1 pseudogene is annotated in these 343 nt (G+C 57.4%); it reads left to right on the forward strand.

From position 1 onward, the window contains the following. Positions 1 to 343 (forward strand): annotated as a pseudogene (locus ACFWW2_RS00005) (IS21 family transposase); the annotation flags it as partial.

The following is a 343-nucleotide window of genomic DNA, read 5'->3' on the forward strand; positions in this document are numbered from 1 at the left end:
TATCGGCGGACGGCACCGATCAAGCGTCCTAAGCTTGATCCTTACGTGGCTCAGATTGATAGCTGGTTGGCAGAAGACAAGACCCGCCCGCGCAAGCAACGACATACAGCCAAGAAGATATTTGAACGGCTGCGCGATGACTGCCGGTTTGATGGCGGCTACCCGCTTGTCACAGACTATGTGCGTGCGCAAAAGCGCGGCTCACGGGAGATGTTTGGTCCGCTGAGCCATCCCCCCGGGCATGGGCAGGCGGACTTTGGCGAAGCGTTGGTTGTTATCGGCGGGGTCGAACAGAAGGCATACTTCTTTGCCTTTGACCTGCCGCACAGTGATGCATGTTACC

The sequence above is a fragment of the Yoonia sp. R2-816 genome (assembly GCF_046762905.1).
Classification (GTDB): Bacteria; Pseudomonadota; Alphaproteobacteria; order Rhodobacterales; family Rhodobacteraceae; genus Yoonia.